This window comes from Nitrospirota bacterium (assembly GCA_004296885.1).
Classification (GTDB): Bacteria; Nitrospirota; Nitrospiria; order Nitrospirales; family Nitrospiraceae; genus SYGV01.
Map to the genome: position 1 here is coordinate 64,239 of SCVN01000020.1, position 23,669 is coordinate 87,907.

The following is a 23,669-nucleotide window of genomic DNA, read 5'->3' on the forward strand; positions in this document are numbered from 1 at the left end:
TCTTCGATTCCTCCCGTAGCCGGTTGCTCCGCTCGTGTGCCCATCTCGCCTGAACGGTCCCGTCACATGTGCGGGGCCTGGCCGTCCATCCGTTACCATCCGTTGCTGTGAGAGGGGAGGTGCCTAATGCGCACAACAACTGTCTTCGCCCTGGCCTTGGCGGGGCTTATGGTCCTGAGTGCCCCCTGTGTCCGTGCGGCCGAGCTTTCGTCAACGGTCCGCGTGCTTGTCGCCTACTACTCGCTGACGGGCAATACGGAGAAGATGGCGCAAGGGGTTGCGAAGGGCGCGGGCGAGGTCAGCGGGACGGTAGTTGCGCTCAAGCGTGTCGAGGCGGTGACGGCCGAAGACTTGTTTGGGGCCGACGCCGTGATCGTGGGGTCCCCGGTCTACTGGTCCAATATGGCAGGGCCGGTCAAGACGTTCTTCGACGACTGGCAGTTCAAGTTTGGAGTTTTCCCCGAATTCAAGATGCGGAACAAGGTTGGGGCGGCATTTGCTACGGGAGGGCAGGTGTCGGCGGGGAAAGAAGTGACGATGCTCACGATTCTGGCCGCGATGCTGGGCAACCAGATGATCGTCGTCAGCGGCGGCGGGGCGTTCGGCGCGTCAGCCACGACAGAAGGGAACAGCCCTGGAATCGACGATCAGGAGCTGGCCAGCGCCAAGGCGCTGGGGCAGCGCGTGGCCGAAGTCGCGATGATGGTGAAGAAAGGGAAGAAGGACTAGGGTTGCGGAGACGCCAGGACCGTCTGGGATGAAGTGGGCCGGGAGGCGTTGGTACAGCCCCGGCAATCTCCTGCCATGGACATCAGGCGGCAGATGTTCTTGACGCAGCGCCCGCAGCACTCTTCATCGTCTATGCCCAAGGCTTGAGCCAGCCGATCCTCATCGAGCCGTCCCGCCGCTTGCTCAGATAGCGTGACTCGCCTCACATCCGATTCCGTCAGCCCTTTGCACAGACAGACATACATGGCTGCAGGCTCCTTCGCTGGACGTTTACTGGGACGGCTGGCTCCTGTCGTGAACGATTATGATAACCATTCTCATTAATGATGAGAAGATAGCCGCTTTTGCCTTGGGTGTCAAGCAGGATTTTTAGCCGGTCTGTTCGTGCCCGCAATGAAGGGGCGGCGGTTCACCTGGGATGCAGCGCAAGGGCGGGGAGTTAGGCGATCGTCCGTTCCAAGTCCTCCACCATGCGCGTGATGGTGTTGAAGCCCGATTGCCAGAAAGCCTTGTCGCGCATGTTGACGCCCATGTGCGTCAGGATCGAGTCCGGGCTTTGCGAGCCACCGGCAGCCAGGAGTGCGAGGTATTGGGGAACGAAGGCCGGGCCTTGTTGTTTGTACATGTGGTAGAGAGCCAAGACCAAGAGATTGCCGAAGCTATAGGCATAGCAGTAGAACGGGCTGCCGAAGAGATGGGGGATGGTCAGCCACTCCCAGCGGAACAGCGCCGGGACCGGAACCGCTTTCCCGAATTGCTCGCGTAAGTTGGCCTGGTAGGCTGCAGCCAAGTCCTCGGCGGTAGCGCCCTGGGCGATCATCTCGTGCGCGCGCTGTTCGAACAGAACAAAGTAGGCTTGGCGAAGGACTGTGGCGTAGATGTCGTCCAGTTGGGCGAGGAGGAGGCCCTGCTTGACCGACCGGTTATGCTCCTGGGCGGTCAAGGCATCGGAAAGAATCCGCTCGCCGAAAACGGAGGCGGTTTCGGCCAAGGGCAGGGTGGAGTGAAACGTGAACACGGTATGCCGATCGGCCATCATCCCATGCACCGCGTGGCCCAGCTCATGAGCCAGTGTGGCGACGTCTCGCGCTTCGCCGGTGTAGTTCAACAGCACGTAGGGCGTGAAACCGGGGACGATGCTGTAGCAGTAGGCGCCGCTCAGTTTTCCGGGCTGGGGCCGAGCGTCGATGTGGCGCTCGTCGAAGACCCGGCGCGCCAGATCGGCCAGCTGCGGAGAAAAGCTGTGGTATGCATCCAGCACCATCCGGACCGCGTCGGCATAGCGGTAGCGTTTCCGATCGGCCGGGTGGGGGGCATAGATGTGGAAACGGTTCATGGGTGTGATCTTGCAGATGCGCGCTTTCAGGCGGAAATACTCCTGGAAAACGCCGGCGTTGCTGGCGCAGACGGCTAGGAGGGCCGAAGTCGCCTCGTCCGGGATGTCATTCCCCACGTTCCTGGCGTTCATCGGGGAGGCGTATTTGCGCAGCTCGAGGTTCTCGCCCTTCCAGTCCTTGACGAGCGTCGCGTAGATCTCGCCGAGGACATCGTGGTTGGCGTCGAAGACCCGGTAGAGTTCCTTGTAGGCGGCCTCCCGCAGGCGCGAATTTGGGCTGCGGAGATAGGCGGACAGCTGCTCGCGGGAGAGGGTCTTCTTTCTGCCGTTGACGGTGAGTGTGAACGTGAAGCCGTTCGTGAGCACGTCGTACAGCGTATTGATGGCGCTCCGTCCGGTGATGGTTTTCAGGTTGATAACTTTCTCCTCCGGTTCCGAAAGCGTGTAGGCTTTGAACCGGCGGATGGACTCCAGGTGATAGCGGAAATCGCCCGAGGCGTCAAGGAGGCGGGCGGCGTTGGCCTCATCCACGGACTGCCACCAGAGGTCGAAGAACAGCAGGCGATTGTGAAGACCGGTGAGACGCTCTTCCACCGTTGCCTTCACGGCTCTGGCTCTTGGATTTTGGGTGTTTTCCGAGAACCAGAGGTAGGCGTAGGCGCCCAGCTTGTTGCTGTCGGCGGCAATGGCTTCCGATTGTTTCAACAGGTCTAGAAACGACTGGGAGGGCAGGTCGGGGCGCAAACGGTCCCGCCAACTCTCGAACTGGCTGACCCGACGCTCCAAATCCTTTGTCAGCCGGTCGACGTCATGGTCGGGCTGCTTGAGCAAGTGGGACCGATCCCATCGGTCCGGAGGCGCCGATGCGCGCGCGCGCCGGGGTGCGGGCTGTATGCTCCTTTGTGGCTCTGCCGTCCGTTTCATGGTCTGCCTTTCCAGCGACTGTCTGTTCGGTCGGGCCATCTTACCATCCAGTCTGAGTCTTGGAAAAACTAAATTGTTCGTCTCGTGCCCCTCGTGGTTGGCCTGGTGTTTTCTTCAGCCGTAACGGCAGGACGTCATGGAAAGTCTGGGCCTGCTTGCGATGAGAACCATGGGGGATGCTAGAATAACACGGTGGATGTCAGGGGGTGTTCAGTGACGGACCAGGAAATCAACCGGGCCATCCAGTATGTGACCGCCAGCACTTCCTATGACCGTGAGACCGTGGGCGGGATACTCAAGACCGGCTTCGGGGAACTGAAGGCGTTGGCCACGTCTACCCATCGGACGTTTGAGCGGGATGCGCTCATGGAGTATGTGTGCCGGTGGACGATGCAGCGGACGGGGCAGCCGGAGACGCTCGTCCGGGAAATTCTCGGCTGCGCGGGCCGGTGGCTGGATCAGATGTGCGACATGGTCCTGGGCGAAACGCCCAAAGAGGCGTGAGCGGACCGGCGGTCCGTGTTAGCCGAGGGTCTGTTTGAGGAGCCCCAGATTTTTCGTGACCATCGCATCGCCGTTTTTCGTCGAAACCTCAATCCCCTGGTCGCAGATCAGGCGGCAGTCTTCGATCCGCCCCAGCTTGTGGAGCGACTGGGCCAGGGCATAGTAGGCGGCTGAGTAGGTGGGCTTGACCTTGAGACACCCTTCCAGGGCCTGGACCGCCTCCTCGAAATTCGAGTCCTCCATGTAAGCCTTCCCCAAGCCGAACCAGGCCACGTCGTCGTTCGGGTCTATCCCCAACACTTTCTTGAGCGGCTCGATCCGAGGGTTTGCCATGCGATCCTCCAAGTGCGACGACGGTAGCACGGTTTTCGTCGGATTGTCTATCGCGTTTGGGCCGTGCTACGATGCCGTGCAAAAGCTATCAGCTCTCAGCCGTCAGCACAGATGAATCAAAGGCTGGAAGTTTTTTTGAAGCTGATGGCTGAATGCTGAGGGCTCGGTTATGGCCAAGACCGGATTCGTGTACCATCAGGACTACTTGCAGCACGACATGGGCTTCGGCCACCCGGAATCGCCGGATCGGCTGCGCGCGATCATGGCCCGGCTCGAAGCGTCCGGCCTCCTCGCACGTGTGACGCGCATCGAGCCGATCGAAGCTTCCGATGAGGCGATCACCCGGGTCCATACGCCGGACTACCTGGCACAGCTGAAAACCCTTGCGCCTCGCGAAGGCCGCGCCGCGCTTGATCCTGACACCTCGATGTCGCCCGGTTCGCTCCGTGCCGCCTATGTGGCGGCCGGCGGGGCGCTTGCGGCGGCCGACGCCATCATGGCGGGCCGGGTGGACAACGCCTTCTGTGCCTTGCGTCCCCCGGGGCACCATGCCGAGCAGGATCGGGCCATGGGATTCTGCCTGTTCAACAACGTGGCCATCGCCACGCGCGATCTGCAGCGACGGCACGGGATCGGGCGGGTCTTGATCGTGGACTGGGACGTTCACCATGGGAACGGCACGCAACATACGTTCTACAGCGACCCTTCAGTGCTCTTTTTCAGCACCCATCAGTATCCCCACTATCCGGGCACGGGGCGGGCGACGGAACAAGGGGAAGGGAAGGGGGAGGGCCTGACGGTGAATGTTCCCATGTCGCCGGGAGAGGGGGACGAGGAGTATCGCGAAGTCTTCGAGACGATTCTCGCGCCCGCAGCCGATTCGTTCAAGCCGGAGTTCGTGATGATCTCGGCGGGATTTGACGCCCATCGAGACGATCCGCTGGCCGGGATGGCCTTGACGGAAGAGGGATATGGAGCCTTAAGCCGAATCGTGCTCGATATCGCCCGGCGGCACTGCCACGGGCGGGTCTTGTCGTGTCTGGAAGGGGGCTACAACCTGAGCGCGCTGTCGGCCTCTGTTGAGCGACATGTGCTGGCCCTGATCGAGGCGTGAGACCGAGCAAGCCGATGAAGCGATTCGGGATATGGTTGGCGGGGATACTCGTAGTGGCTGGCTCGGTCTACTTCTATTACACCGAGGTCAAGCCCGTCGTCATCTTTGGCCTCCGGTCCGACTATGCCCATGCGATCCCCTTCCAGAAGGTGCCGGCCGGTCTCGACAGTCTGAAGGCGGAATCATGCGGGACCTGTCACCGCGAGATTTACGAGGAGTGGAAGTCCAGCATCCATGCCCAGGCCTATGACGATCCCTTCTTCCAGGCTTATTGGAAGAAGGACAAGAACATCTGGGTCTGTCTGAACTGCCACACCCCGCTGGAGAACCAGCAGCCGACGCTGATCAAGGATATCCCGCGCGGGCGCGTGGAAAAGGCGATCCAGGAGCCGAATCCCCACTACGATCCCGAGTATCAACAGGAGGCGATCACCTGCGCCGCCTGCCACGTGCGCGACGGGGTCGTCCTGGGTCCCTTCGATGACTCGGCTGCGCCGCATCCGACCAAGTTCGATCCCAATTTTCGCACGGCCCAAATCTGCTCTCGTTGCCACAACGTCGTCTCCGGGCCAGCCCAGTTCTACAACGTGGGTCCTTGCGGGACTTACGCCGAATACGAAGGCAAGTTCTTCATGAAAGAAAAAGGCTTCATTTGCCAGAGTTGTCACATGCCGGAGGTGGAACGGCCGGTGGCGACGGGCGGGCCGATCAGGCCAGGACGGCGGCATCTGTGGCGAGGAGGCCATGATCCGGAGATGGTCAAGCAGGCTGTGGCGGTCCAGGTGCAGACTGATCCGCCGGACCCGAAGCCGGGGGACCAGACCCGGTTCACCCTGACCCTGATCAACGCCGGCGCTGGGCATAAGATTCCGACCGGCGATCCGGATCGGTACTTCACGGTCGAGTTCACCGTGGAAGATGGGCAAGGAAAAGAATTGGTTCATCAGGTAGACACAATGGGTCGGTGGATCCTTTGGCAACCGGCCATCGTGGAGCTGTACGATAATCGGCTTGTGCCCTTGGCGAGCCGCGAGTATCGGTTCACGTATCGTCTGCCGGGACCGGCGGAGGGGCGTGCGGGACTCGTCTTGAAAACCCGCGTGCGCTATCATATCCTGACGGACAAGCAGCATGCGATGCTGGAGAAGCAGTACGGCTTGACCGGGCAGGATCCCTACGCGTTCACGATCTATGAGCGAGACCTGTCGCTGACGGGCGATCTCAAAACGGCGTTGAGCCGGCCTGAACCAGAGACGCAACTGGCCTGTGCGGCGCTGGGCGCCGAGGCGACAGGCAAGCAAGCAGTGAGTCACAAAGGAGCATCATGATCCATCCGTTTCTGATCGATACCAAGACGTTGGAGCAGAACCTTGGCCGGGAAGGCCTGGTGGTGATCGACGTGCGCGGCAAGGCGGCCTATATGTTCGGCGGCCATATCCCGGGGGCGGTGCATGCCACCTGGCATGATTTCAGCGACCCGAACGCGGCGGCCAAGGGGCTTCTGGATCCGGACGTGACGCGCCTGGAGCAGAAAATCCGCGCCCTGGGGATCAACAACGACAGCGATATCGTTATCTACTCGAACCCCTTCGATAACTGGGGGGATGAGGGGCGGATGTTCTGGATGCTCCAGTACCTGGGCCTGACGCAGCTCAGAATCCTCGATGGGGGCTGGGTCAAGTGGGTGGCGGAGAAGCGCCGGTTCGAGCATATGAACGTGACCGTCAAGCCCGGCTCGTTCACCGCCACGCCGAAGTCCGAGCTGATCGTCCTGAAGGATGAACTGAAAAAGCTGGTGAAGCGGCCCCATCCCGAGACGATGATCGTCGACGCGCGCAGTCTGGAGGAGTATGCCGGCAAGGAAGTGCAAGGCATTCCAAGGCCGGGGCATATTCCCTCGGCCATCAGTGTGCCCTGGAACGGGTTCCTCAACCCTGACGCAACGGTCAAGGATGTGGAAAAACTCAAAGTCGTCCTGGCGGAGAAGGGGGTCCAGGAAGACCGCGAGGTGATCTGTTACTGCACCGGCGGTGTCCGGTCCGCCTGGCTGTATTTTGTGCTGAAGCTGGTCGGGTATGACAAGGTTCGGAATTATCCCGGGTCCTGGTGGGAATGGAGCCGGGACTTTGCCGCCCCGGTGGAGACGGACGTCAGGTTGCTGCACAAAATCATCAATACAGACGAGGCTAGGCCATCTTGACAGCCACGGCCCTCACTGGTATCGTCCCCTCAGAGTCGCGGGTCCGCAATCGTGAACTGGGGAATGAAGACGACGCAACGCATCCGGAGAAGGAGGGATAGAACGATGGGCAAGAAAGTAGTGCTGGGAGCGATGGTCCTTGGTTTCATGACGGTGCTCGTGAGCCTGCCGGCTCTTTCTTCCGTAGCGCTGGCCGACAAGGGGCATGCGGCCGAAGCCGTCGAGCACGCGAAAGAAGCCGTCGAGCACGGGAAACAGGGCCATGCGGATGCGCTGGTGAAGCATGCCGAGGGGGCGCTGAAGCATGCCGAGGCGGCGCAGAAGGAGAAGGCCAATCCCCACCTGGCGGAAGGCATCAAGCAATTGAAGGATGCTGTGGAGCACGGCAAGGCTGGCCATGCGGACGTCGCCACCAAGGCGGCGGAAAATGCGGTCCAGCACCTGTCCGAAGTCAAGTAATCCCGCTCCCAGAGTGTGAAAACGGGCAGGGAATTCCCTGCCCGTTTTTGTTTGAGGGCGTGACTCATGCGCGTGGGATATTTTCAATTCGATCCGGCCTTCGGCGATGTCAAACGCAATCTGGACCTTGTGACCGATCGGGTGTCCAAGGTCCAGTGCGATCTGCTGGTGCTGCCGGAGCTGTTCGCGAGCGGCTACCAGTTCGTGTCCAAGCAGGAAGTCGAAACATTGGCCGAGCCAATCCCCGACGGGCCGACCACGCAGCGTCTTCTGGAGATCGCTCGCAGGCAACGGTGCCATCTTGTGGCCGGCCTTCCTGAGCGGCACCAAGGGCGTTGCTATAACTCCGCCCTGCTTGCTGGGCCTGGCGGGGTCGTCGGTGTGTACCGCAAGACCCACCTGTTTTTTGAGGAGACGTTGTTCTTTGCGCCGGGCGATACGGGGTTCCAAGTGTGGGACATCGGCCAGGCGAAAGTCGGGGTCATGCTTTGTTTCGACTGGTTCTATCCGGAATCGGCGAGGGCGCTGGCCTTAAAAGGCGCGGAGATTCTCTGCCATCCCTCCAACCTGGTCCTGCCTCACTGCCCCGATGCCATGGTTACGCGATGTCTGGAAAATCGCCTCTTCAGCGTCACGGCCAACCGGATCGGCTCGGAGGAGCGGGGCGGGAAGGACCGGTTGACCTTTATCGGCAGCAGTGAAATCGTCACGCCGAAAGGGCACATTCTCCATCGGGCGGCTCGCGATCAGGAGGAACTCACGGTCCTTGAGATCGATCCGGCCGAAGCCCGCAACAAAACCCTCAATCGGTATAATGATCTCCTGCGTGACCGTCGGCCGAAACTCTACGAGTGAGGGCTCTCTCTTGAACAGAGCCCGTTCAACAGGTAGGATAAGGGCATGGCGACTCCCCTCGGTAAAGGCATTTTCCTGATCGCGGCCCCTTCGTTGCGGGATCCGAACTTCAGGCAGACCGTGGTGTTGCTGTGCGAGCATGGGCCGGAGGGGGCGCTCGGAGTGGTGGTCAACCGCCCGACCGGCGTGTCGGTGTCGGAAGCGCTGCCGCAAGTGCCGGTTCTCGAGGGGCAGCGTCACGTGCTCTTTTCCGGGGGCCCCGTCCAGCCCAATCACGTCTTGCTCTTGTATCGGATGACACAGGAGCCAGGCAATACCCACCATGTGTTCGACGGGGTCTATCTCGGCGGCGATGTGGGTGCGCTTGAACGGGTGCTGACCGAGCCGGCCGGGACCGACGCCTTTCGGGCCTACATGGGGTATTCAGGCTGGGGGCCGGGCCAGCTTGAAAGTGAAATGAAGACCGGATCCTGGATTACCCTGCCGGCCGATCCGACCGTCGTGTTTGAAAAAGAACCGGAGCGGGTCTGGCCGGATATTGTGCAGACGCTCGGCGGTCCCTACGCGGTCTATGCCGAGATGCCGGCCGATCCAGGCCTCAACTAAAGCATTACAAGCCCAGACTGAGCAGGGGACGCAAGAAGCGTCCTGTATGCGACTCGGCACATTGCGCCACCTGCTCTGGCCGACCCTCCACGACGATCCTACCTCCTGCCTCGCCTCCTTCGGGCCCCAGATCAATGATCCAATCCGCCGCTTTGATCACGTCCAGGTTATGCTCGACCAGCAGCACGGTGTTGCCTGCGTCCACCAGTTTGCCGATGACGGCCAGCAGCTTCTTGATGTCCTCCAAATGCAATCCCGTCGTCGGCTCGTCCATGATGTAGAGGGTCTGGCCGCCGGGACGTTCCGTGGACTGGGGCGAGGCGGCACGCGCCGGCCGGCTTTTCAGACCCGCCAATTCGGCCGCGATCTTGAGCCGCTGTGCCTCGCCGCCGGACAGGGTCGTGGCTGGCTGTCCGAGCCGGAGGTAGCCGAGTCCGATGCTGATCAGCAAGTGCAGCTTCTCGCCCAGTTTTCCTGCGCCGGACGGAGTGCCGGAGAAGAGCGACAAGGCCTCGCTCACCGTCAGGCCCAGGACCTCGTGGATGGTCTTGCCGCGCAGTCGGACGCTCAGTACTTCTGGCTTGAACCGGCGGCCTGCGCAGGCTTCGCAAGTCGCGTAGATATCCTCGAAAAAGTACATCTCCAGCTTCTCATACCCGTTTCCTTGGCAGCGTTCGCACCGGCCTCCGACTTGGTTGAATGAAAAATGGGATGTGGTTAATCCCTGCCGCCGCGCAGCCGGCTGGGCGGCGAAGAGGCGGCGAATGTCGTCAAAGGCTTTCAGATAGGTGATCGGGTTGGATCGCGGGGTTCGGCCGATCGGCTGCTGGTCGATCAGACGGACCCCGCGGAGGTGTTCCAAGCCTTTGATCGCGCGGAATCGGCCCATGGGCAGGGTTTCGGTCTGGAAGGCCCGCGCCACCGCGCGGTAGATGGTGTCCTCCACCAACGTGCTTTTCCCAGAGCCGGAGACCCCCGTTACGCAGACCAGCATGCCCAGCGGAATTCGGATCGTCAGGTCCTTCAGGTTGTGTTCGCTGGCGCCGGCCAGCATCAGCGCCTTCCCCGAACCCCGGCGTCGGACCCGCGGCAGCGCAATCCGGTCATCTCCCCGCAAGTATCGGGCGGTCAGGGCCAGCTCGTCTGTCAGAAATTCCTTCGCCGGCGCGGCGCAGATCACCTCGCCGCCCAGCGCGCCGGCCCGAGGCCCCAGCTCCACCACATGGTCGGCGGCCAGGATCATTTGCCGGTCATGTTCCACAACGACCACCGTGTTGCCGCTGTCGGCCAGGTCCCGGAGGATGGCCGCCAGGGTGGCGGTGTCCCGCGCATGGAGCCCGATAGTCGGCTCATCCAGCACGTACAAGGTGCCGACCAGGCGCGACCCCAGTTGATTGGCCAAAGCGATCCGCTGCGCTTCGCCGCCGGAGAGGGTGCGGGTTTGCCGTGCCAGGGTCAGGTAGCCGAGGCCGACACGCAGGAGGAAGCCCAGCTTCATCTGGAGTTGGCGCAAGAGGTCCTGGGCCACGCGGGTTTCAAATTCCGACAGGGCCAGTGTCTCAATCCACCCGACGATATCTTGAATCGTCAGATCCATGATCTCGTGGATGGCCCGCCCGGCCACCCGTATGTCTCTCGCTTCCGGTTTGAGCCGGCTTCCGACGCAGGCGGCACAGGGAACCGGGCTGCGATAGCGGCTGAGGAAGACCCGGACGTGGAGCTTGTACCGTTTCTGCTCCAGGTGCTCGAAGAACTGCGTGATCCCTTCGAACTTTTTTTCACCCTGCCACAGCAAGGCTCGTTCCTGCTCTAAGAGCTTGCCGTAGGGCGTGGTGAGACTGACCCCGCGTCGTTTCATGGCCAGCAGCATTTGTTTCTGCCACCAGTCGGTGCCGGGTTTGGTCCAGGGCTCGATGGCGCCGTCGGCCAGCGAGAGGTTTCGATCGGGCACGACCAGGGCTTCGTCGTATCGGAGGATGTTTCCGAAGCCCTTGCACTCGGGGCAGGCGCCCAAGGGATGGTTGAAGGAGAAGAGCAGCGGCCTGATCGGGGGAAAGCTGCGCCCGCAGCGCTGGCACTGGAGCCGTTCGCTGTAGATCTGCTGACCCTGGCCGATGACGTCCGCCCGGCACTGCCCGTCGCCTTCGCGAAAGGCTGTTTCAACCGCCTCGATCAGCCGACTTCGATTGTCCGTGCGAAGCACCAGCCGGTCGAGGACGATCTGAAGGTCGGCGCCTGGGATGCGGGGAATGGCTCCTCCCTCCTGCAGGTCAATCAGCTCGTCTCCTTGCTTCAGGCGGACGAAGCCGCGAGTGAGCAGGGATGCGGTGAATGTCCGGTCGTGACCAGGCCCGGGATCCTTGATGGGAAACAGGATCATCGCCCGGGCATCGGGGAATCGGGACAGCAGGTCATCCGCGACGGTGCCGGGATGGAATCCTTTTGCGACTTCCTTGCAGGTGGGGCAGACCGGACGGCCGACTTTGGCAAAGAGCAATCGCAGGAGATCGGCGATCTCTGTGGCTGTGGCCACGGTGGAGCGGGCGGTCCTGACCGGATTCTTTTGCTCGATGGCGATGGCCGGGCGGATGTTGACCAAACGGTCCACCTCGGGACGGTCCAGCCGTTCGAGAAACATCCGGGCGTAGGTCGAAAGCGATTCGACATAGCGCCACTGGCCTTCGGCGTAGAGCGTGTCGAAGGCCAGCGAGGACTTGCCGGAGCCGGACACTCCGGTGATGGCCGTCACCGCATTGTGCGGAATCCGCAAGCTGATGTTCTTGAGATTGTGCTGCCGGGCGCCCTCGACGATCAGGTCGCCGGACCACTGGGCCTTGGGCATAGGCGTATCATCCATTTACCGCAGCGCCAGTTTTGTCACGGCGATGAGGGCCATATAGAGCATCAGGGCGCCGACCCAGGCAAACCAAAAATTGATCCGGGGGAGGGCCACGATGAGCATGGTGACATAGGCGACCCAGGGAATCACGAACCAGAGCAGATGCCGGGCATAATTGGCGGCCGGATCGATGCCCCCGTTCAGGTAAATCAGGATGAGAGTCACTCCGGTGATGGCCGGGAACGTGCTGACGAAGGCGGCCAGGAACCCTCGCCCTTGCGCGCCAACATATGATGACAGGCTGACGATGGTGCCTCCCAGCACAAAGTACAGCATCGGCTTCAGCAACTCACTCATGCGTGTCTCCTTGCCTGCAAGATGCGGCTCTTTCCATTTTTTCTCTGATCGGCGGGCAGTGGAGGACGGGCTTGTCCTCACAAGTCTTGCCCTGCTTCATGCCCCTCGAACGCTTCCATGGCTTCTTTGATCAGGAGGTGCCCCTGGCCCGTGTAGCGGGGGGAGAAGTGAAAGACCACCACATGTCGGGCCCCGGCTTTTCTGGCCAAGAGACCCGCCTGCCTGGCGGTGAGATGATATCGTTCCCTGGCTTTCTCCGCGTCCGCATCGAGATACGGGGCTTCGCAATAGAAGATGTCGGCCCCTCTGGCCAGTTCCACGATCTTGGCTTCGTTCTGTTCATCGTAGCGGACATCCACGACATACGCCAGTTTCTGCCCTCGCGTAATTGTCAGGAATCGCTCCCGCAGGTCGCCCAGCCTGAACTCCCGTTCCTCGCGTCGGTGTTCGAAGTAGAGCGTCGCGGTGAAGCGAAAGTCGTCGGGCCGGCCTTGCCAGAGGTGCTGCTTCACCTCTTTAAGCCAGGCGCCGACCGGCAGGCCGGCTGCGCGGAGCTTTTCCTTGTTGACGTTGACGTGGAACTGTTCCTGGAGGGCGTAGCCAAGGGAAGGGATCCGATGGTTCAGGGCGATAGCCTTGACCGTAAACATCGGGTCTTCCAGCACGGAGAAGGGCATGGCAGGGTCCGATGGGCGGCAGGGTTGGGGTGGCATCGCGACGGGCTGAAACCCCTCGGCGGCTCGAAAGAGCGTGAGCCGCGTATCCTCGGGATGGAATTCTCGAACTTCGATTGTCAGCGGATAGCCGTCGACGAGGTTCCAGGTGTAGCCCCTGAGTTTGCCGGTGACATTGGCGATCAAGCCCGGCGGTCCGAAGAAGCGCAACGTTTTGCCGCGTCCCAGGGCCACTCGGAGGATCGAATCGAAGCCGATAAAGTGATCCATGTGGGTATGCGAAATGAACAGATCATTGGCCCGCAGGAGACGAGCGGGGCCCAGCGAGTCGTTCCGGCCGAGATCGAAGAGCAGCGCGCGGCTGGTCCATTTGATCTCGACATAGAGGCCCGGGTCGCCGAACGGGTCATTGACCAGGGAGCTGGAAAAGGAAGGGTTCATGGAAGAAGCCTACAAGTCAGAAAGTCTCTCAAGTTCGAAAGTCCAAGACGGCGTATCAAGTTTATCAAGCCCGGTGACTTTATGACTTTCGAACTTTCTGACTTGATAGACTCTATTCCAGGGCCGCCTTCAACACCGAATACATCACGATCACCTCGATGGCATGGGCGACGATGGTCGCATAGAGGTTTCGGAGCCGAACCCAGATGATACCCCAGACGAGCCCGTCCCAGACAGCGATCCAGTGCAAATGTTTGAAGGTGGCGACCATGAAGGGGTCGAAGGAAAAGGTCAGTGCGGAGATGCTGATGGCGAGTGCCGCTCCGGGAGCCTCTGACTGCTGAGGCCTCGTCGGGATGAAAGCCATGAGCCGGCCCAGGAGAAACCCGCGGAAGGTGAGCTCCACAAAGACGGCGATGAAGAAAATGAACCAGGGAAGCATGAGGAGGGTCGGGGCCTGGGCATGCGGCGTCTGGCGGAGAAAGGCGATGTCGCCGCCCAACAGGGGCACGAGGTAGAGGATGACCGACACGTTCAGCCCGCCTAAGAGCAACCCTGTGACGAGTCCCCAGCGGAGGCCTTGTCCGATTTGCCGCGGCGCGAGTCCCAGCCTCGAGCCGGGGTTCTGATTGTAGCCGGCCCAGATGATTAGCCCGAGATAGGCCAGGGTCTGGGGGAGAAACTGAACGACGGATTCAGCCTGGAGCCGGAGCGGGAGGGCATAATAGAGACCGGTGCTTAACACTGGAAGCAGCGCAAGCCAGGCAAACCGTTCCCCGGCTGTGTTCTGCAGATGGCTGATCGCCGGGTGTGAAGACAGTCCTGGCTGGATGGGCACCAGAGGCTACTGGATCTCGATTTTATAGCGTTCGAGCGTCGTGGCTTTGGTGCGGGCCAGGTTCGAGAGCGACTTGTTATAGTCCACGACCGCCCGCAGTTCGTTGCCACGGGCGGTGGCCAAGTCGCGCTGGAAGTCCAGCACGAACCGGGTGGTGCTGAGTCCGACGTTGAGCCGTTCCTGTTCAGCCTGGAGCTGTTTCTCGGCCATGATCCGCGCGGAACGGGTCGTTTCAATCCGTTTGAAATCGGTCTGCACGCGCCGCACCGCCTCTCGTACCCCGACGATCACCTGCTGCCGGACGCTCTGCAGGGAGAACTGGGCATTGCGGCCCTCGAGCTGTCGCTTGTTGAACTGGCTTACGGCCGAACGGTTGCCGAGGGGGTAGCTGAGCACGAGCCCGGCGCCATAGTTATAAAAGTCTCCGCCGAAATTCCTGCTGAACATGTCAGCGCCGTCTTTGCCCAAGCCGGCCAATCCCGAGGTGCCCTGAAAGGCCAGGTTGGGGAGGAGCTGATTCTTGGCGAATTTTGTGTTCAGCTCGGCGGTCTCAGTGTTCTTGCCAGCCTGCAGGACCTCCGGCCGCAACTTCAGCGCGACGTCGATGGCTTCCTCGAGACTGAGCGGCTCCAGAGCCTTGACCGGTTGGTCCAGAGGCACCAGATGGACGTCCTGGCGGAGTTCTTCCTCCTCAGGATTTAACAGCCGGCGCAGCTGGTCTTCCTGGTCCCGAATGGCCTTCTCCGCGATGATCACCTGCTCGACCCGGGCCGCCACCGCCGCTTCCGCTTGCAGCACATCCACGATGGCCATGACGCCGGCCTTGGCCTTGGCCCGGTTGCTCGCCAGCAATTCCTCCGCTGCCTTCAAGGCCGACTGGGCGACTTTGAGGTTTTCGTTCGTGAAGACCACTTCCCAATAGGTCTGCTCCACGGTCGCGATGACGGTCAGGACCCGGTCTTTGAAGACATGCTCCTCCACCTTCGCGTTGTTCTGGGCGACCGCAATGAAGGTCTTGTTGATATCCACGCCGAAGTTCTTCAGCAAAGGCTGGGTGAGCGTGAAGGCAAGACCGGAAGTATAGCCGGGGTTGAACAAAAACCCGGTATTGCCGGCCACGAAAGTCCGCTGCGGGCTGAAATTGATATCGTAGTTCGCGCCCGTCAAAAGGTTTTGCGTCATGTCGAAGGTGACAGTGGATTGGTTCTGGTCGAAGGTTTGGATCTTCGACAAGTCCGCCGTACCGGAGAAGCCGAAGACCGGCCGGTTCAGTGGCTGGACTTGGCGGTTGTACTGGCCGTTGGCGCTGACCGTGGGGTCGAACTTGGCCTGCTCGGCGATAATGTCGGTGAGCCGGCTTTCCTTGGTCTGGCGGCTGATGCTGATGTCCAGGTTGCGTTGGAGTGCCTGTAGGACGGCGTCCACCAGCGAGATCGCTTCCTTCCGGGGATCCGTCGGCTTGGCCGGGGGTGTTTCGGCCCATGAGCCTGTGAGGCCGACCCCTAAGCAGAGGGCAAGGACGGCGGCGCAGCTTCGCCACTGTTTCGCTACCTGGTCGTTGCGGAACCGGGGCATGAAATTCCCCTTGCTTGAATCACCAAAATGCGCCCATAATATAACGTCGGACGGTCGCTTCTGTCACGGAGAATCTTGGTACGGACAATGGCAAGAAACCTCCTGGTCTTGGCTCTTTTCCTGTTGGCTGGGGAACATTTGACGGTCGAGCCGGTTTTGGCCCAAAGCGTGTCCGGCGTCCGCGGCATGACCGGGGGAGTTGGCGCTCTGTTCAATCTGACCGGTCCCGCCAATCTGTATGTGGATACCGCGGGGATTCAAGGGTACATCTACACGCCTGGTGCGAACTTTGAATCCTATAGCTACCGCGTTCCCGGAGGCCAAGCCTGGAGCGGGGCGCAGATGACCCTCGGTCCCCAGTTGAGTGTCGGCCTGATCGCCGGTTCTAACCAAAGCGGTTCGCCGGTCGTGTTCCCGCCTTTGCCTCGTCAGTTGACGCATGCGCCTCCGATTCAATCGACCCTCTTGAACGATAACCCCGACGAGATCCCCTAAACCCAGTCGCACGGCACCAGTAAAAAGTTACAAGTTTCGGTAGGCTGGTGTGCGCATGTGCCCTTTGGGGTCTCGCAGCTACGGTGTATTTGCGAGCTGCCAGGCCAGGACGAACAGGTACCGGGCGGCTCTCTCCAGAATCTCCGTTTTCACCGTGTCGGCCGTATCCGACGGCTGGTGAAAATGAGGGTGAGGCCCGGCACTGACGATGGTGGCTGTGGGGGTGCCTGCTTCCTTGAACGGGACGTGATCGCCTCCGGGAAAGAAGCCGTACAAGTCCAGCAGCTCCGCGACGCCGGCCACCTTGCCCGCTTCTGTCGCCTCTTCTTTTGAAAGCCCCGTCAGCCCCACCGTCAACCGTCCGTTGCCGATTCCCGCGTGGTCCACATTCAGCATGGCGACCGTCTGATTCAGCGGCAGGGGAGGCTTGCCTACGTATAGGCGGGAACCGAAGAGGCCCTGCTCCTCGCCGCTGAATGAGACGAACACGATTGTCCGTTTGTGCGCGAGGCCGGATTTGGCGAAAGTCTTGGCTACTTCGAGCAACACCGCGGTTCCGGAGGCATTATCGTCGGCGCCGGGAAACAAGAGGCCGGCTTGGCGGCCGAAGTGATCACGGTGCGCGCCGATCACCAGGGCCCGTTCTCTCAGGGCCGGATCTTGCCCGGGGATCATTCCCAATACATTGACCAATGTACCTGATTCTTGCCGACTGTCCCAGGCAAGATGGAGAATGACGTTGGTGGGGGCAGATTGAGGCTTGCGTTGCTGGTTCAACCGTTCTTGTACCTCGCGGAGCGATTGGCCATCAACGGCCAGAAGTTGCTCCGCCAGTTCCGTGCTGATCCAGGCGCCGGGAAGCAGGCGATTGTCGCTTGCCTGGCTGTAGAGGGCGGTCGGTGCCCTGCCGATCCCTCGACGTGTTTCATAGGCCGACGTGATTGGCCCGGTGGCGGTCAGGAAGGCGATCGCGCCGCGCTTCCGCGCCGTTCGCTCCTTGTCTGCATGGGTGACCGGCGTTGAATAGCCCTCCGGTTTTCCCCGCAGGAAGAGCACGACGCGATCGCGCACATCCAGACCTGCATATTCGTCGAACTCGTGGGCGGGATCGGAGATGCCGTACCCGACAAAAATCAGTGGTGCGCTGGCGCCAGCCGAAGGAGAGTCCAGGATCGGCAGAAAGTCAGGCCCTAACCGGGCCGGCGTCGTCACGGCCGGCGTCGTCCATTCCATTATGGCCGGGGCTTGTATAGAGCTGCCCGTGAAGGCTTCCGACTGAGCCCACAGCGGACCGCGTGCGTTGCCGGGCAACGGCCGGCCGCCGCACGGGAACAAGCCCAGTGACTCGAATCGCTCGACTATGAACCTCGCGGAACGCACGTCGTCGGCTGTGCCGGTCTGCCGGCCGTTGAATGCTGGGCTACTCAGGCGCGCGACATCTTCCATCATTCTGGGCCCTGAGATCGCGCCCAACGCCGCAGCGAGTCCATCCGGGGCCATGCGTAGGTCGGGAGCCGCCGAGGCAACCGTAGCGAGCAGGAGTAAGCAGCCGGACAAGGCCAGGATATGACGCATGCAGTTCCTCATTGTCTGGGGTAAGAGAGCAGGGTAACATGGGAACGGACGGTCGAAAAGTCTAAAAGTCTGAGTCTGAAGGTCACGAGGGTTCAGAGTTGGGTCGAATCGAAGAAACTGCTATAATGCAAAAGTTCTTAGCATGGGCATAATAAACGTGCGGCCTGTGAATACAAACAAGAGTCAGAGCGATGAGCGACGACGGATTGTTTCCCAAACCTTACCAAGAATTTCTTAAGCAGCGTGAGGAGGTGAAGGGCTATGAGTTTCAACATGCCCCAGCCGGCAGCGCGCCGCCGCCGGTGGTCACCTTTCGGTCGAAGCTGCGCTGGTGGACCTGGGACCGTTGGCGGCGGATGAAAACGATTCGCCAGGAACGGGATAAGTTCCAGCAGGAGATCGTGCAGATGCGGAGGGGGTTGTCGCCCCGTGAACGTTGACAAAACATCCCTGGTTGCCATACGCCCAATAACGTCCTTCCCAAGTTTCACAACCGAGCAACCATAGGAGACGAACATGCCTGAGACGCCGAAGCCCGAGCCGAAGCAAATCCAAGTGACTGTGGAACTAACATCGGGGGAGCCGCCGGACCAGCCAGTGTTGGCCAACTACGCCACAGTCAATATCACGCAAGGTCTGGCCTACCTAGATTTCGGCTTCATCGAGCCGGCTGCCCTGGCGCTGGTGGCGCAGGCTGCGCAGCAGGGCAAGCCGCTGCCCAAGACGCTTCGGGGGAGGCGAGCGGTGCGAGTGGCCGTCGGGTTGGATGTTTTGCAGCGGCTCCAGCAGCAATTAACCCAGACCATGGCTGGCCTCCGCAGCCAGAAACCCGCCAAGTCATAATCCACCCCAACTCCCACGTACCGCCTGTTTGTGCCCATGCATGAATGCGGAGCTGCGCGCGATCACCCATGGTTAATAGTTGCATGGATGCACGCATCAACAATTGACGGGTTGCCTGCAGCGATATCGCTGGAGCGATGGTGACTCTGGCTTCGATCAGAACGGTCGACGGGATGGCGGTAACAGGCCTGCCGGGATGGAAAAACTCAACGCAGGCTGGTCGCGGCAAACTCATGACTCTCTTTTTTGTCCTGTAAGCTGACGCTAGCGGCTCTTCATATTCTTCTGCCGATTTCGTTGTCCCTTGTCATATTTCACCCTTTGCCATATCTCAAAAAGATATGGCTGAGACAGGGTTGTGTCGCGCGGCTGTCTCAACGTCACAGATTAAGGCGGACGAGCTAGCGAACATTTATCCGATCACATTGAATTTTAATATTATTTTAGAATTAATCACTATGGCACACACATTGTATGTGTGTTATTTATAATGGCTGTAAATCACTTGATGACCTAAAGAAATCGTTTGACCGGAGAATGGGTAGAGCATTATTATGGGGGCTAGTACTATCAGCCTTTGGAAGTAGTCCCCTCATGGGTATGACTATGGCAGGTCTATCAAGCTCTGTAGCTGGTCCTTGCGCACGAATCCGTCTGTCAAGCGCAGGAATTTAGGGGGAGTAGCGTGGCAATCATCAACGGCACCTCCGGCGACGACATTCTGGTCGGTACTCCGGGGGACGACCAGATCGACGGCCTAGGCGGTAACGATACGGTCTCCTATGCCGCCGCGACGGGCGGGGTCACTGTCAGCTTGGTGGCAGGGACGGCTACGGGCGCCGATGGCAACGATACCCTCTCCAGCATCGAGAATGTGACTGGGTCGGCCTTCGACGACTCGCTCACCGGCGATGCTGGCGCCAATGTGCTGGACGGCGGCGCGGGCAGTGACGACATGCGGGGCGGGGGCGGGACGGATACGCTGCTCGGCGGGGACGGCAACGACAACCTGACCGGTGATGCCGGTAATGACGTGTTGGACGGTGGGACTGGTGATGACGTCCTGCGGGGCGGGGAGGGGGCCGATACGCTGCTCGGCGGCGACGGCAACGACACGCTCTACTTTGATGCACAGGACACGGTTGTGTCAGGCGGGGCCGGAACGGATGTGGCCCTCGTCGAGGGGGCGGCCGGTGTGACATTGGATGTCGGGGCCGCGCAGCTCGAAACCGTCTTCGGCGGGGCGGGGGATGATGTCTTTACCAACAGTGGGAGCGAGCCGACGACGGTGCTCGGCGGCGGGGGCAACGATAGGTTGACCGGCGGCAGCGGCGACGATAGTTTGCAGGGCGGGGATGGCAATGACGTGTTGGTCGGCGGGGACGGCAACGATTTTCTGGATGGCGGGGCCGGGGCCGACAGCTTGTCGGGCGGGGCCGGAGACGATACGTTCTATGTAGATGGGAATGATCTGCATATTGATGGTGGCGCCGGGTATGACACGCTCTACGTCCAGGGCTCGGCTGGAGTCACGCTGGATGTGGGACAGGCGAGTATCGAGGGGGCGATCGGCGGGGACGGCAACGACACCTTCACAACGAGCGGGGCGGACTCTGTGGCTCTGTTCGGGGGGGGAGGGGATGATGTCCTCGTTGGGGGGAGCGGCGATGATCTCCTGTCTGGCGATGCCGGCAATGACGTGCTGGTCGGCGGGGCGGGAAGCGACACGGCCTACTACTACTATGCGGCCGGCAGCGAAACGGTTGATCTCAATGCCGGGACGGCGACTGGGGGGGATGGGAATGACTCGCTGTCCGGTATCGAAAACGTAGTCGGTTCGGCCTTTGACGATATCCTTATCGGTGATGCGGGCGACAATGTGCTGGAAGGCAGTACAGGGAATGACACGCTGATCGGCGGAGCGGGGAGCGATACTGCCTCCTATGTCGAGGCGGCCGGCGGGGTCGTGGTGGATCTGAATACTGGCACGGCCACCGGGGCCGACGGGAACGATACGCTGACTGGCATCGAGAACGTGATTGGCTCGGCCTTCGACGATATCCTCATCGGAGATCTGGGCAATAACATATTGGAGGGCGGAGGCGGCGACGACACGATCATTGGGGGGGGCGGCACCGATACGGCCTCCTATGCCGGGGCGGTCGGCGGGGTCATGGTAGATCTGAATACCGGCACGGCCACCGGGGCCGACGGGAACGATACGCTGTCCGGTATCGCGAATGTCATTGGCTCGGCCTTCGACGACACTCTCACGGGCGACGCGAGCGACAATGTGCTGGAGGGCGGAGGCGGCGACGATACGATCGTTGGGGGAGGCGGCACCGATACGGCCTCCTATGCCGGGGCGACCGGCGGGGTCACGGTAGATCTGAATACCGGCACGGCCACCGGGGCCGACGGGAACGATACGTTGTCCGGTATCGCGAATGTCACTGGCTCGGCCTTTGCCGACACGCTGGCCGGCGATGCAGGGGCAAATGTCTTGGACGGTGGCGAGGGAGAAGATACGGTTTCCTATGCCGGCGCCGCAGGTAGCGTGACGGTGGATTTGAATAGCGGAGCCACTAGCGGGGCTGGTGGGGTCGACACGCTGCTCAATACGGAAAACGCAACCGGCTCGGCCTTCGACGACATCCTCATCGGCAATGCGGGTTCAAACGTGTTGGAGGGCGGGGGCGGCAACGACATCCTGGACGGAGGAGCAGGCATTGACACTGCCTCTTATGCCGGGGCGTCCAGCGGCGTTTCTGTTGATCTCAATACCGGGGTCGCGACTGGTGGAGACGGAACCGACTCACTTTCCAACTTCGAAAATATCACCGGCTCAGCCTTTGCCGACACCCTTACGGGCGACGCGAGTGATAATGTGTTGGAGGGCGGCGGCGGCGACGATACGATCGTTGGGGGAGCCGGCGTCGATACGGCGTCCTATACCGGGGCGACGGGCTCCGTCACGGCGAGCTTGGACACCAACACGGCCACCGGGGCGGACGGGTCCGATACCCTCTCTGGCATTGAGAACCTCACCGGCTCGGCCTTCGACGACTTGCTTTCCGGTGATGCGGGCGACAACGTGCTGGACGGCAGGGCGGGGAACGACACCCTGGACGGCGGGGCGGGCAACGATACGTTGTTGGGCGGGGAGGGTAACGATACCCTCGTTGGTGGGTTTGGCGACGACACCTTGATCGGGGGTGCGGGTACCGACACGGCTTCCTATGCGGGGGCGACGGGCGCGGTCACGGTGAACTTAACTACAGGTACGGCTTCCGGGGCGGATGGCAACGATACGCTGTCCGGGGTCGAGAACGTGACCGGCTCGGCCTTTGACGATGTCCTCGTCGGTGACGCTACCGACAACATGCTGGACGGCGGCAGTGGTAACGACAATCTTCAGGGCGGCCTCGGTAGCGATCTGCTGACGGGGGGCTTGGGCAACGACAATCTGGATGGCGAGGATGGGAACGACACGCTGAGCGGCGGGGCCGGCGACGATGTGCTGGCGGGCGGGGCCGGGGCTGACAGCTTGTCGGGCGGGGACGGCAACGATACCCTCTTTATTGATGCGTCGGATGTGCTGGTGGACGGCGGGGCGGGCACGGATATCGTCAATGTCGTGGGGACGGCCGGCGTCACGCTTGACATGGGGCTGGCCAATGTCGAGGTGGCCACCGGCGGAGCGGGCAACGACGTCTTCACCAGCAGTGGGGCTGGGACCATCATCGTGCGTGCCGGGAGTGGCGACGATCTGCTGACGGGGGGCTTGGGCAACGACAATCTGGATGGCGAGGATGGGAACGACACGCTGAGCGGCGGGGCCGGCGACGATGTGCTGGACGGCGGGGCCGGGGCCGACAGCTTGTCGGGCGGGGACGGCAACGACACTCTCTACTGGGGATTGGGAGACGATACACTGCTCGGTGGTATCGGGACGGACACGGTTCTCTATGGCGGCACCTCCGGCGCCGTGACGGTAGACTTGAACGCTGGGAGTGCGACCGGTGTGGCCGGCACCGCCACGCTGTCCGGCATCGAGAATGCCACCGGCACGGGCTTCAACGATCAGCTTACCGGCGATGCCGGTGCCAATGTTCTCAACGGGGCCGGTGGTGACGATGTGGTGGACGGCGGGGCGGGCGATGACACGCTCATCGGCGGCCAGGGCAATGATACGTTGATCGGCGGGACGGGAAGCGATACGGCTCTGTATTCCGGCGTGGCGGGCGTCGGGGTGACGGTCAATCTGAGCACGGGTACGGCGAGCGGGTCGGAGGGAATCGATCAGCTCTCCGATATTGAGAACGTGACCGGTTCTAACTTCGACGACACCCTGACCGGCGATGCGGGCAACAACATACTTGACGGTCGATCGGGCGACGATACGCTGACTGGCGGCCAGGGCGACGATACGCTGATCGGCGGGGCTGGGATTGACACAGCCTCTTACGCCGGGGCAGCGGGCGGTGTGACCGTAGATCTGAATGCCGGGACAGCCACGGGGGCCGATGGCACCGACACGCTTAGCACCATTGAAAATGTCGCCGGTTCTAACTTTGACGACAGTCTGACCGGCGATGGGGGCGACAATGTCCTCGATGGCGGGGCGGGCAATGATACCTTGGCCGGTGGCTTGGGCAACGACACCTTGATCGGGGGCCTGGGCACCGACACAGCCTCCTATGCGGGGGCAGCAGGCTCCGTCACGGCCAATCTGAGCACGGGCACGGCCACGGGTGCGGAGGGCAATGATACGCTCTCGGGCATCGAGAACCTCATCGGCTCAGCCTTTGATGACTCGCTTACGGGTGACGCTGGAAACAATGTTCTCACCGGCGGTCTGGGCAACGACACCTTGATCGGGGGCCTGGGCACCGACACAGCCTCCTATGCGGGGGCAGCAGGCTCCGTCACGGTGAACCTCTCGGCCGGGACCGCCACGGGCGCGGACGGG

At 61.5% G+C, this 23,669-nt stretch carries 20 protein-coding genes; 12 read left to right on the top strand and 8 right to left on the bottom strand.

Going from position 1 to position 23,669, the window contains the following annotated elements; translation table 11 throughout:
• The first annotated feature begins 126 nt into the window (after positions 1 to 126).
• Positions 127 to 729 (top strand): flavodoxin family protein, encoded by a 603-nt coding sequence (locus EPO61_12470; protein TAJ07682.1) that lies wholly within the window; start codon positions 127 to 129, stop codon positions 727 to 729.
• Positions 730 to 1,168: 439 nt separating this feature from the next.
• On the opposite strand, the gene EPO61_12475 is transcribed toward EPO61_12470, so the two are convergent.
• Positions 1,169 to 2,989, bottom strand: a complete 1,821-nt coding sequence (locus EPO61_12475) for an oligoendopeptidase F (protein TAJ07683.1) — start codon at positions 2,987 to 2,989, stop codon at positions 1,169 to 1,171.
• A gap of 213 nt (positions 2,990 to 3,202) precedes the next feature.
• Between EPO61_12475 and EPO61_12480 the strand changes: the two genes are divergently transcribed.
• Positions 3,203 to 3,493 carry a hypothetical protein gene (locus tag EPO61_12480; GenBank protein ID TAJ07684.1) on the top strand — a complete coding sequence of 97 codons (291 nt, stop codon included), beginning with the start codon at positions 3,203 to 3,205 and terminating at the stop codon, positions 3,491 to 3,493.
• 18 nt (positions 3,494 to 3,511) lie between these two features.
• Here the strand turns inward: EPO61_12480 and EPO61_12485 are convergent, their stop codons facing one another.
• A complete protein-coding gene (locus EPO61_12485) occupies positions 3,512 to 3,826 on the bottom strand; it encodes a tetratricopeptide repeat protein (GenBank protein ID TAJ07685.1) in 315 nt (104 codons plus the stop codon).
• A 169-nt stretch (positions 3,827 to 3,995) separates the two neighbouring features.
• Between EPO61_12485 and EPO61_12490 the strand changes: the two genes are divergently transcribed.
• From EPO61_12490 to EPO61_12515, 6 genes are all read left to right on the top strand, one after another.
• A complete protein-coding gene (locus EPO61_12490) occupies positions 3,996 to 4,940 on the top strand; it encodes a histone deacetylase (protein ID TAJ07686.1) in 945 nt (314 codons plus the stop codon).
• Between the two features lie 14 nt (positions 4,941 to 4,954).
• Positions 4,955 to 6,268 carry a hypothetical protein gene (locus tag EPO61_12495; protein TAJ07687.1) on the top strand — a complete coding sequence of 438 codons (1,314 nt, stop codon included), beginning with the start codon at positions 4,955 to 4,957 and terminating at the stop codon, positions 6,266 to 6,268.
• Complete coding sequence (locus EPO61_12500) at positions 6,265 to 7,140, top strand: sulfurtransferase (GenBank protein ID TAJ07688.1); 876 nt, start codon at positions 6,265 to 6,267, stop codon at positions 7,138 to 7,140. The genes EPO61_12495 and EPO61_12500 overlap by 4 nt, the downstream gene beginning before the upstream one ends.
• A 105-nt stretch (positions 7,141 to 7,245) precedes the next feature.
• Positions 7,246 to 7,599 carry a metal-binding protein SmbP gene (locus tag EPO61_12505; GenBank protein TAJ07689.1) on the top strand — a complete coding sequence of 118 codons (354 nt, stop codon included), beginning with the start codon at positions 7,246 to 7,248 and terminating at the stop codon, positions 7,597 to 7,599.
• Between the two features lie 66 nt (positions 7,600 to 7,665).
• Positions 7,666 to 8,454, top strand: a complete 789-nt coding sequence (locus tag EPO61_12510; protein TAJ07690.1) for an acyltransferase — start codon at positions 7,666 to 7,668, stop codon at positions 8,452 to 8,454.
• A gap of 45 nt (positions 8,455 to 8,499) precedes the next feature.
• Positions 8,500 to 9,060 (top strand): YqgE/AlgH family protein, encoded by a 561-nt coding sequence (locus EPO61_12515; protein TAJ07691.1) that lies wholly within the window; start codon positions 8,500 to 8,502, stop codon positions 9,058 to 9,060.
• Positions 9,061 to 9,064: 4 nt separating this feature from the next.
• Here the strand turns inward: EPO61_12515 and uvrA are convergent, their stop codons facing one another.
• The 5 genes from uvrA to EPO61_12540 form a co-directional block, all read right to left on the bottom strand.
• Entirely contained in the window at positions 9,065 to 11,902 is a 2,838-nt protein-coding gene (gene uvrA / locus EPO61_12520; GenBank protein ID TAJ07704.1) for an excinuclease ABC subunit A, read from the bottom strand.
• A 15-nt stretch (positions 11,903 to 11,917) separates the two neighbouring features.
• The gene (locus EPO61_12525; protein TAJ07692.1) at positions 11,918 to 12,256 is read right to left on the bottom strand and encodes a DUF3147 domain-containing protein; all 339 of its coding nucleotides are present in this window, start codon (positions 12,254 to 12,256) and stop codon (positions 11,918 to 11,920) included.
• 77 nt (positions 12,257 to 12,333) lie between these two features.
• Complete coding sequence (locus EPO61_12530; GenBank protein ID TAJ07693.1) at positions 12,334 to 13,371, bottom strand: ribonuclease Z; 1,038 nt, start codon at positions 13,369 to 13,371, stop codon at positions 12,334 to 12,336.
• A 112-nt stretch (positions 13,372 to 13,483) separates the two neighbouring features.
• Positions 13,484 to 14,209, bottom strand: a complete 726-nt coding sequence (locus EPO61_12535) for a CPBP family intramembrane metalloprotease (protein TAJ07694.1) — start codon at positions 14,207 to 14,209, stop codon at positions 13,484 to 13,486.
• Positions 14,210 to 14,215: 6 nt separating this feature from the next.
• The gene (locus EPO61_12540) at positions 14,216 to 15,784 is read right to left on the bottom strand and encodes a TolC family protein (GenBank protein ID TAJ07695.1); all 1,569 of its coding nucleotides are present in this window, start codon (positions 15,782 to 15,784) and stop codon (positions 14,216 to 14,218) included.
• An 87-nt stretch (positions 15,785 to 15,871) separates the two neighbouring features.
• Here EPO61_12540 and EPO61_12545 point away from each other — a divergent pair, with 87 nt between their 5' ends.
• Positions 15,872 to 16,279 carry a hypothetical protein gene (locus EPO61_12545; GenBank protein ID TAJ07696.1) on the top strand — a complete coding sequence of 136 codons (408 nt, stop codon included), beginning with the start codon at positions 15,872 to 15,874 and terminating at the stop codon, positions 16,277 to 16,279.
• Positions 16,280 to 16,357: 78 nt separating this feature from the next.
• Here the strand turns inward: EPO61_12545 and EPO61_12550 are convergent, their stop codons facing one another.
• Positions 16,358 to 17,866, bottom strand: coding sequence for a M20/M25/M40 family metallo-hydrolase (locus tag EPO61_12550; GenBank protein ID TAJ07697.1), 1,509 nt, complete (start codon positions 17,864 to 17,866; stop codon positions 16,358 to 16,360).
• A gap of 179 nt (positions 17,867 to 18,045) precedes the next feature.
• Between EPO61_12550 and EPO61_12555 the strand changes: the two genes are divergently transcribed.
• The 3 genes from EPO61_12555 to EPO61_12565 form a co-directional block, all read left to right on the top strand.
• Positions 18,046 to 18,294, top strand: a complete 249-nt coding sequence (locus EPO61_12555) for a hypothetical protein (GenBank protein TAJ07698.1) — start codon at positions 18,046 to 18,048, stop codon at positions 18,292 to 18,294.
• Positions 18,295 to 18,370: 76 nt separating this feature from the next.
• Positions 18,371 to 18,697 (top strand): hypothetical protein, encoded by a 327-nt coding sequence (locus EPO61_12560; protein ID TAJ07699.1) that lies wholly within the window; start codon positions 18,371 to 18,373, stop codon positions 18,695 to 18,697.
• 685 nt (positions 18,698 to 19,382) lie between these two features.
• A partial coding sequence (locus EPO61_12565; GenBank protein ID TAJ07700.1) for a hypothetical protein occupies positions 19,383 to 23,669 on the top strand: 4,287 nt, incomplete at its 3' end.